Here is a 9,425-nt window from a genome sequence, read left to right as displayed (position 1 = left end):
TTTGACTTGGCCAATAGAATAACCTCCCAATCGTTATATTTTTATCTTACAATAAAAAAACTGAACTGCGAAGCAAGAGTCGTACGCTCTCTCACTTACACAGTTCAGTTTACACTCCCACCCTTGGGAGCATGTTGGATAGAATACATTGCACCAGTTGTCTTTTTTGATCCTAAAAACTGGATTATCAAGGCACAAAAACTTTTATTACCGTACATTTGATATAAAATGTGTAGTAAATTGTCTCTATCTTGGCTATGCGTCTTCGTTACGGCCTACGCGCCTTCGTCTATATCTCACCCTGTACATCGAAGGCTGAAGTATATAAACTGCTATTTTTCCCAGTCCGCGGAAAGCGTCCACCCGGAGCAATCCCAGACGTGGTGATATTAACCTTACTTTAAAACAACCACATTGGTTACTGCACAGTTTATTCCTCTTATGTATAAATAGCTATTTTTGATGGTTCAATGGGGGGTAACCATAGTTCAAACTATTTATTATTTAAACATTTCAATAGAGAAATAATTTTTCAACAAATACTAAAAATTAATATAATTATACGTTATAATAGATGCATATCGTTTTATTTCATAATTACAGGTGGTGAAATGATGAACCATGTCAAAACATATCATTCTATGGTGCGACAAACTGAAGGAGGCCCCATCACAATTGAAGGCCCATTACCTTCTTCAGAATTAAAACAATATCATTTTCATAAAGACTTAACCGCGTTCCGACCAGCGAAAAAACAATTTGAAGCTGTTATGAAGATAGCTGATTTTGAAGAAGGTCGTATTATTATTGCACGTACAGAAGATACGATTGTCGGATATGTTACATATCTCTACCCTGATCCACTAGAAAGATGGTCTGAATTTGAAATGGAAGACCTACTTGTCTTAGGAGCTATCGAAGTTATACCGGAATATCGTGGGGTGAAGATTGCTTCCAGCCTATTAGAAACATCTATGCATGATACTTTTATGGAAAATTATATTATCATCTCAACAGAATATTACTGGCACTGGGATTTAAAAGGAACTGGATTGAGTATTTGGGAGTATAGAAAAGTGATGGAAAAAATGATGGCTGCTGGTGGATTAACCCCCGCACCAACAGATGACCCTGAAATAATCTCCCATCCTGCCAATTGTTTAGTAGTTAGGATTGGAAAAAATGTGACTGAAGAATCTATTAAAAGATTTGATGAATTACGATTCTTGCAAAGGCATAAGTATAGAATTATGAGAGGTGAAAAATAATGCTTGTAGAACAAATAATGAAAACAGACGTTGTTACCTTGCCTCCAACTGCAACAATTGCAGAAGCTTTAAAATTATTACAGAAACACCGTATTCGCCACATACCTATTGTAAATGAAGATAACAACGTGGTAGGAATTGTATCTGATCGAGATGTACGAGATGCCAGTCCGTCTATTTTTGAAAAAGAAGCAACTAATTCAGAACTAAAAAATGAGCTTAAAACCATTATGAGTCACCCTGTCGTAACCATTCATCCACTTGATTTCGTTGAGGAGATTGCAAGAATCTTTTACGATGAGGAATTCGCCTCTTTACCCGTAGTTAAAAATAATAAGCTCATTGGCATAGTAACAGAGAAAGACATGCTGTATACACTGATTCAACTAACAGGCACTCATGTTCAAAGCTCACATATTGAAATTAAAGTCCCTCATCGACCTGGAATATTACCAGAAGTAGCTTCTATCTTTGGAGAAAGAAAAGTAAATATAGTATCAGTATTAATTTATCCATATAATGATGATCCGAACTTTAAAGTATTAGTTTTTCGTATTCAAACAATTAATCCAACACCCGTCATAGAGGACCTAAGAAAAGCTGGCTATGAATTATTATGGCCACATAACATCTTGGAGCCAAAATTATGACATGTAACGCATCGTTTATCTATTCAGATAAACTATTAAATTATCACTTTCATTCGGATCATCCATTTAATCAAAAAAGAGTCCAATTGACAAAAGAACTTTTACAAGCTGCTCATTTGCTTGATTCAGCGGAAATCATGGAACCGAGAATGGCAACTGATGATGAATTAGCGCTGTTTCATGACCATGCTTATATTGAAGCAATCAAACAAGCCAGCAGAGGGAAATTAAGTGACGTGGATGGAGTAGAATTTGGACTTGGTACGGAAGACACGCCCACCTTTAATGGGATGCATGAAGCATCTGCCTACTTAGTAGGGGGAACATTAACCGCAGTGGATCAAGTTTTACAAGAACGGGTAGATCATTCACTCAATTTAGGTGGCGGCCTTCATCATGGCTTTAAGCGAAAAGCGTCTGGCTTTTGTATTTATAATGACGGAGCCGTAGCTATTAAATATATAAGAGAAAAATATAATCTAAAGGTTCTATATATTGATACAGATGCACATCACGGTGATGGGGTACAATGGGCCTTTTATGACGATCCGAATGTATGCACTTTTTCAATCCATGAGACGGGAAGATATTTATTTCCAGGGACGGGCAATGTTAACGAACGAGGAATAAAAGAAGGACTTGGTTATTCGTTTAACTTACCTATTGATGCTTTCACTCAAGACGAGTCTTTTCTATCATCATATGAATCCGCTTTCAAAGAGATTGTAGATTTCTTTAATCCTGATATTATCTTGACTCAAAATGGGGCAGATGCTCATTATTTAGATCCACTTACCCACCTCTGTACAAGTATGAAAGTTTACGAACGTATTCCCCAACTTGCTCATGAATTGGCCCATAAATACTGTGAGGGCAAATGGGTTGCAACAGGAGGCGGTGGTTATGATATTTGGCGAGTTGTTCCACGCGCCTGGGCTCAAATTTGGAGCATTATGAAATGTAATGAGCCTATGAGAGGGTCCATCCCTTCTTTATGGCTTGATAAGTGGCAAACAGAGTCAAATCAAGCACTGCCCATCTATTGGCATGACCCACCGGAGGATTTACCTGTTATTCCTAGAGAAGCCGAAATTAATGAAAAAAATGCAAAGACACTTTCCAATACATTGAAATATACAAAATGCAATCAAAATGGATAATAGTAATTTAACAATGTACAAAACAATGAAGAAGGTTAACTTTTGTTATCCTTCTTCATTGTCTTGTTCTAATATAATTATTTCAACTCGCCTGTTCTTTTTCCAATTCTTAGCCGAATTATTGACTGCGGGTCTTGTATCTCCATAGCCTACTGCTGAAAACCTTGATTCATCTAAATCATTCTTCTCTATTAAATAGCGAATCACACTACTAGCTCTCGCTCCCGATAATTCCCAATTTGAAGGATATCGATAATTAGAAATCGGTCGATTGTCTGTGTGTCCTTCTACTTTCACAGCATTTGGTATTTCATCTAAAAGAGTGCCAATTTTATTTAAAAACGGTTTTCCGGAGTTTAGAATAACAGCTTCAGCAGAATCAAATAAGACCTGTTCTTGTAAAACTAAAATAACTCCACGTTCCGTTCTTTTGGCCGTTATAACATCTTCTAATTTATTTTCTTCTAAGTAATTATTAACAGCTTCCATTAAGTCGCTTAAAGAGTCTTGCTTGTCATCATAATCACCTTCATCATTAACATCCAAAAGTGTTGGTGCTTGAAAATCGTTGACCAATTTTCCGCTTTCCATATGATTTACACTTTCAGTCGGATGTTCCATTGGAACGGGAGAAGGATAAAAGTCAAATATGACCCGATCGCGAAAAGATTCTGAAACAGCTTCAAATTTTGCTGCATCAATTTGTGACATTGAGAACAACAATATAAAAAACACTAAAATCAAGGTGACCATGTCAGAATAAGTAACCATCCATTTAGGGGCCCCAGAGTTTTTATTTTTCCTTATCTCTCTACGCTTCATTGGTACTATCCTCCACGAATGCTGTTTCTTCGATTACGTTGCTATCTTCTTCAACATGTGTTTCATTAGATAGAAATGCACTCAGTTTTTCTTCTAATATTCGTGGATTTTGTCCAGATTGAACACCAATGACACCTTCGATAATAATTTGTTTTATAAATACTTCTTCTTCAGTTTTATTTTCTAGTTTACTCGCCATTGGAATAAAAACAAGATTAGCTAAGACTGTTCCATATAATGTTGTTAACAGGGCAACTGCCATACTTGGCCCGAGAGTTGCAGGATCATCAAGTGTGTTTAACATTAAAACAAGACCAACTAACGTTCCAATCATTCCCCAAGCAGGGGCATATTCACCACATTTTTCTATTATTGTTCTCCCTCGGTAATGGCGTTCTTCCATGGCAGTAATTTCAGCATTCATTATGTCATTAATGACCTCAGGCTCTATGCCATCAACCGCTAATAATATACCTTTCTTAATAAACGGATCGTCAACGTTTTCTAATTCGTTCTCAAGTGCTAATAACCCTTCTCTTCTTGCCTGTTCAGAAAGAGTAATAAATAAATTAATTAAATCAGATATTTGCTGATCATTTTTATGGAATGCTTCTTTAAGAACTTTTGAGGTTAGCCTTATTTGATCCATTTTAAAATTGATGAGTAATGACGCAACTAAACCACCGAGCACGATAAATATGGAGGATATGTCCATAAACGACCCTGCGTTCTCGCCTCCTTTTGTGAGAATAGCAAGCATAATCATTATAAATCCAAGTGTAATGCCGATTGGAGTTAGTAAGTCTCTTTTAGTCATAAGTGATTCTCTCCTGTTTAATTAAAATCAAAAAATAGGATCTTAATAGATGTAAACTATATAAAATAGTTGGGATTAAGTTATCTAAATGATCCTATCTTTTATATCGACATTATTCTTATTTTGTTGAGTTTCTTTTTTCAATTCTATGTGGCAAAATCACTCTTTGTTCATCGACTTCTTCTTTATTCATAAATTTGGTTAATAACCGCATCGCTACAGCGCCTATATCATACATCGGTTGAACGATTGTTGAAAGTGTTGGTCTTACCATTTCGGAAAGTCTGGTATTATCAAATCCGATGACTTCAATATCATTTGGTACATTATACCCTCTGTCCTGAGCCCCATGAATGACACCTAACGCCATTTCATCAGAAGCTGCGAATACAGATGTTGGTGCTTTCTCACCTAAATTCAATAGCTTTTCAATAGACGTCATACCTGATTGATAAGAATAATTCCCAAAAATGACCAATTCTTCGTTAACTGGTATCGATGCTTCCTCCAGTGCACGTTTGTAACCTTCATATTTAAGTTTATTAATAACCGTATCATTCTCCCCTGAAACGAAAGCAGGCTGTTTTTTATTATTATTTATTAAACTATTCGTAGCTTCATATGCAGCTAGTTCATAATCAATATTTACTGAAGGTAGTTTATTCGACTCATCATAGGTTGCCGCTAACACCACTGGAACTGAGGCACTTGAGAATTGCTGAACATGCTCCTCCGTTATGTTTCCACCCATAAATAAAATGCCATCTACTTGTTTTTCGTACATCGTATCAATTAATTGAATTTCTTTCTCTTTATTTTGATCAGAATTGCTTAAAATCACATTATATTTATACATGGTCGCGATATCTTCTATACCTCTCGCTAATTCTGCAAAGAAAATACTAGATATATCAGGGATAATTGCTCCCACAGTGGTTGTTTTTTTACTTGCCAATCCACGGGCAACCGCATTCGGACGATAGCCTAATTGCTCAATCGTAGCTAAAACCTTTTTTCTTGTCACTGGCTTCACATTTGGATTTCCATTAACAACACGTGATACAGTCGCCATCGAAACATTCGCTTCTCTAGCAACATCATAAATAGTAATATTCGCCATTACATTACCTCCTTAAAGTTTAAGTCAATTAATTTTTAGATGAAAACGACTGCATATCTTATTTTATCTTACTTCACGATTCAACAAAACACAAAATAAAATAGATGTAAGTGCCTCTTAACTTAAGAGTATCGACGTTTCTCGTTATTTTTATAATTGAATGGTAACATCTTGTTTCACTAATTCACATAAAAACTCTTCAAACATAGGTATGTCCATTTGCTGAGCTGAGTCTGAAAGAGCTACGGCTGGATCAGGGTGAACTTCTGCCATTATACCATCTGCACCAATTGCAATAGCTGCCTTTGCTGTTGGAATTAAGAGGTCACGTCTCCCAGTAGAATGGGTCACATCAACAATTATCGGTAAATGGGTTTCTTGTTTTAAAATAGGTACGGCGGAAATATCGAGTGTGTTCCTGGTTGAGGGTTCATAGGTTCTAATTCCACGTTCACATAAAATAATATTACCATTTCCTCTAGACATAATATATTCAGCTGCATTAATAAATTCCGAAATAGTAGCCGACATCCCACGTTTGAGTAAGATAGGTTTATCCACATCACCGGCAGCTTTTAAAAGTTCAAAGTTCTGCATATTTCTAGCACCAATTTGAATAACATCCAAATAATCAATAGCTTCTTCGATATGAGTAGGATTCACAATTTCACTGACGACTGCTAAATTATATTTTTGTCCAACATCTTTCAATATTTTCAAACCTTCGATTCCTAAACCTTGAAAATCATATGGTGAGGTTCTTGGCTTAAAAGCACCGCCTCGTAATAATTTCACTCCATTCTCGCTAACAGCTTGTGCTACTTTTTCAACTTGTTCATAACTTTCTACGGCACATGGTCCCATAATAAAATGACATTTACCATCTCCAAATTTTTCATCATTTACATTAATAACCGTATTATCTTGTTTTTTCTGACGTGATACAAGTAATGCCTTACCATCATCGTCTTCCAATAATTCCAACCCTGCTTTAAAAATTTCCTTAAAAAGATGTTCGATAGTCCCTGCATCAAATGGTCCGGTATTATGATTAATAATATGATTAAGCATATCCCGCTCGCGGACTGGATCAAAGCGCTTCATACTTTGTTGCTGTTTAATCTCTCCAATTTTCTGGACAAGTTTTGCTCGTTTATTAATTAGCTTTAACAGTTCTAAATTTATTTCATCCATTTCATTACGTAATTGAGTCATTTCATTATTTTCCATAATAGCTTTTAGCCTCCTATCACCAGTTTACTACAAAATGGTAGTAAACTCCTTTAAGAGCACGCTTGATACTTAACTCTTTAAGAGCAGGTGATTGTTAACATAATCAGACATTATTATACAAAAGATTTTTTCTCCTGTCATCATTGAGATATAATAGAAGCGATTATATGATACAATTTTACTTTGAAAGGATAAATTACATGGTCGATCAAATTTTCTCGCTTGATATAGGGACAAGATCTGTTACTGGAATTATTTTAGAAAAAGCTGATAATGCATATAGCTTAGTTGACTATTACGTTGAGGAACATCGAGCAAGATCAATGCATGATGGACAAATTCATCATGTTCTCGAAGTAGCGAACGTCATTAACAATGTCAAAAAAGCATTGGAACTAAAACATGGACCATTACATAAAGTATGTATTGCTGCGGCTGGTAGGTCCTTAAAAACGATACAATCCTCCTCTTTCATGTCTTTAGATAACCAAGCCATAAAAGATGAACAAGTGATTAAACACCTTGAGTTAAGTGCCGTTCAGGAAGCGCAAAAAACACTAATGAAGGAACATATTATAAATAAAGATGCAAGCTACTATTGTGTCGGATACTCCGTCCTACATTATGAGCTTGATGGAATTCATATAGGTTCGTTAATCGACCAGATAGGTTATGAAGCAAGGGTAGAAATAATTGCCACTTTTTTACCTAAAATGGTCATAGAATCACTACTAGCTGCAATTGAGAGAGCTAATTTAGAGATGGATGCCTTAACCCTTGAACCTATTGCTGCTATCGATGTCTTAATTCCCCAATCTATGCGTAAGCTAAACGTCGCTTTAGTTGATATTGGGGCAGGAACGAGTGACATAGCACTTACTAATCAAGGCACGGTTGTGGCCTATGGCATGGTACCTACAGCGGGCGACGAAATAACTGAAGCAATTAGCGATTATTATCTACTAGATTTTCCAGTTGCTGAACAAACAAAGAAAAATATTGTACATCATCATCAAACTACAGTTACTGATATTTTAGGTTTCGAATCACAGATTACATATGACAACTTAATTCCTACAATTATTGATAAAGTCGATGAACTAGCTCAAACAATTGCAGACGAAATTATTAATTTAAATGCAAAACCTCCTCAAGCTGTTATGCTTGTCGGTGGAGGAAGCCTAACGCCAGAGTTAACAAATGTATTAGCCGGAAAACTAAAATTACCATCCAATCGTGTTGCAATTCGTGACATCACGGCCATCAATCAACTTAATAAAGACTCGGACTTACCAATGGGGCCTGATTTTGTAACACCTATAGGGATCGCGATTGCCGCAAAACAAAATCCTATTCATTATATTAATGTACTAGTTAACAATAAAAATGTACGAATGTTTCAGTTAAAACAACTCACCGTTGGCGATGCACTCATTCATGCAGGCTTAAAAGTAACAGACTTCTATGGTAAACCCGGATCTGCACTGTTTATAAAAGTAAATAATAAAGACATAACTTTACCAGGCAGTTATGGAACTGCTCCTCAGATTCAGCTAAATGAAGAAACAGCAACTATTGATAGCCATATTAAACACAGAGACCATATTTCAATTGAAAAAGGCTCAGGCGGTAATCCCCCTGAAGTAACAGTCAATGAACTTTTTGGTGAGATACCTTCTGTTTCTTTTTTTATGAATCAAAAAGCTGTCAAAATGAAGTCATCCATATATGTAAGCAATAAACTAGTAGATGAACACTATTTGGTAAAAGATAAAGATATAATAGAGCTACGTCAAATGACGACAATAAAAGACTTTCTAACCATCAATCAAACGAATTCCATAGACATACGAGGAAAATTCATGATTTATGTTGACCATCGCCCGATCTATATAGATGCCGGTGAAACGCAAATTATACTAAACGGAAAAAAGGTACCAGCTGACACGCCTTTAAAAGATAATGATCAACTCAACATAAAAAAAGGTAAACAACCTAAAATGCAGGATGTATTAGATCAACTAAATGAAACGTATTGGCATATCATTCACATTCAATTTAATGACAAACCTGTGACTCTTAAACAGCCGCGTCTTAAAGTGACACGTGATAACACGAAATTAACTACAAATAGCTCTATATTTCAACATGATGAGCTTAGCATAGAACAAAACAACTCAGATTCATTTATATTTCAAGATGTTTTTCGTTATGTTGATTTGGACTTAACTCGAATCAAAGGTAAATTTATACTACTAAAAAATGAGCAGCCTACAAGTTTCGACGACCCGATTTCGGATGGAGATCAGCTGTGTATAAAATGGACTAATAATTAGAATAAAATTGAAGGTAAAA

At 35.8% G+C, this 9,425-nt stretch carries 8 protein-coding genes; 4 read left to right on the top strand and 4 right to left on the bottom strand.

Annotated features, from left to right (window positions below; translation table 11 throughout):
* The first annotated feature begins 614 nt into the window (after nt 1-614).
* From KQI49_RS17620 to KQI49_RS17610, 3 genes are read left to right on the top strand one after another with little or no spacing between them, the layout of a single operon-like run.
* A complete protein-coding gene (locus KQI49_RS17620; RefSeq protein ID WP_216490896.1) occupies nt 615-1,268 on the top strand; it encodes a GNAT family N-acetyltransferase in 654 nt (217 codons plus the stop codon).
* Nucleotides 1,268-1,918, top strand: coding sequence for an acetoin utilization AcuB family protein (locus tag KQI49_RS17615; RefSeq protein WP_216490895.1), 651 nt, complete (start codon nt 1,268-1,270; stop codon nt 1,916-1,918). The genes KQI49_RS17620 and KQI49_RS17615 overlap by 1 nt, the downstream gene beginning before the upstream one ends.
* Nucleotides 1,915-3,078, top strand: coding sequence for an acetoin utilization protein AcuC (locus tag KQI49_RS17610; RefSeq protein WP_216490894.1), 1,164 nt, complete (start codon nt 1,915-1,917; stop codon nt 3,076-3,078). The genes KQI49_RS17615 and KQI49_RS17610 overlap by 4 nt, the downstream gene beginning before the upstream one ends.
* Before the next feature lie 45 nt (nt 3,079-3,123).
* Here KQI49_RS17610 and motS read toward each other — a convergent pair whose 3' ends face one another.
* From motS to KQI49_RS17590, 4 genes are all read right to left on the bottom strand, one after another.
* On the bottom strand, nt 3,124-3,900 hold the full coding sequence (gene motS / locus KQI49_RS17605; RefSeq protein ID WP_216490893.1) for a flagellar motor protein MotS: 777 nt from the start codon (nt 3,898-3,900) through the stop codon (nt 3,124-3,126).
* Nucleotides 3,890-4,717, bottom strand: a complete 828-nt coding sequence (gene motP, locus KQI49_RS17600) for a flagellar motor protein MotP (protein WP_216490892.1) — start codon at nt 4,715-4,717, stop codon at nt 3,890-3,892. Before motP ends, motS begins: the two co-directional genes overlap by 11 nt.
* A 118-nt stretch (nt 4,718-4,835) precedes the next feature.
* Nucleotides 4,836-5,837 carry a catabolite control protein A gene (ccpA, locus tag KQI49_RS17595; protein ID WP_216490891.1) on the bottom strand — a complete coding sequence of 334 codons (1,002 nt, stop codon included), beginning with the start codon at nt 5,835-5,837 and terminating at the stop codon, nt 4,836-4,838.
* A 150-nt stretch (nt 5,838-5,987) separates the two neighbouring features.
* On the bottom strand, nt 5,988-7,067 hold the full coding sequence (locus KQI49_RS17590) for a bifunctional 3-deoxy-7-phosphoheptulonate synthase/chorismate mutase (RefSeq protein WP_216490890.1): 1,080 nt from the start codon (nt 7,065-7,067) through the stop codon (nt 5,988-5,990).
* Nucleotides 7,068-7,270: 203 nt separating this feature from the next.
* On the opposite strand from KQI49_RS17590, the gene KQI49_RS17585 reads away from it, so the two are divergent.
* Nucleotides 7,271-9,406: a cell division protein FtsA gene (locus tag KQI49_RS17585; RefSeq protein WP_216490889.1), complete on the top strand. Its 2,136-nt coding sequence runs from the start codon at nt 7,271-7,273 to the stop codon at nt 9,404-9,406.
* The last annotated feature ends 19 nt before the right edge of the window (nt 9,407-9,425 follow it).

This window comes from Virgibacillus sp. MSJ-26 (assembly GCF_018918075.1).
In the GTDB taxonomy this organism is placed as follows: Bacteria; Bacillota; Bacilli; order Bacillales; family Amphibacillaceae; genus MSJ-26.
This window is presented reverse-complemented; position numbering and strand designations above follow the sequence as displayed.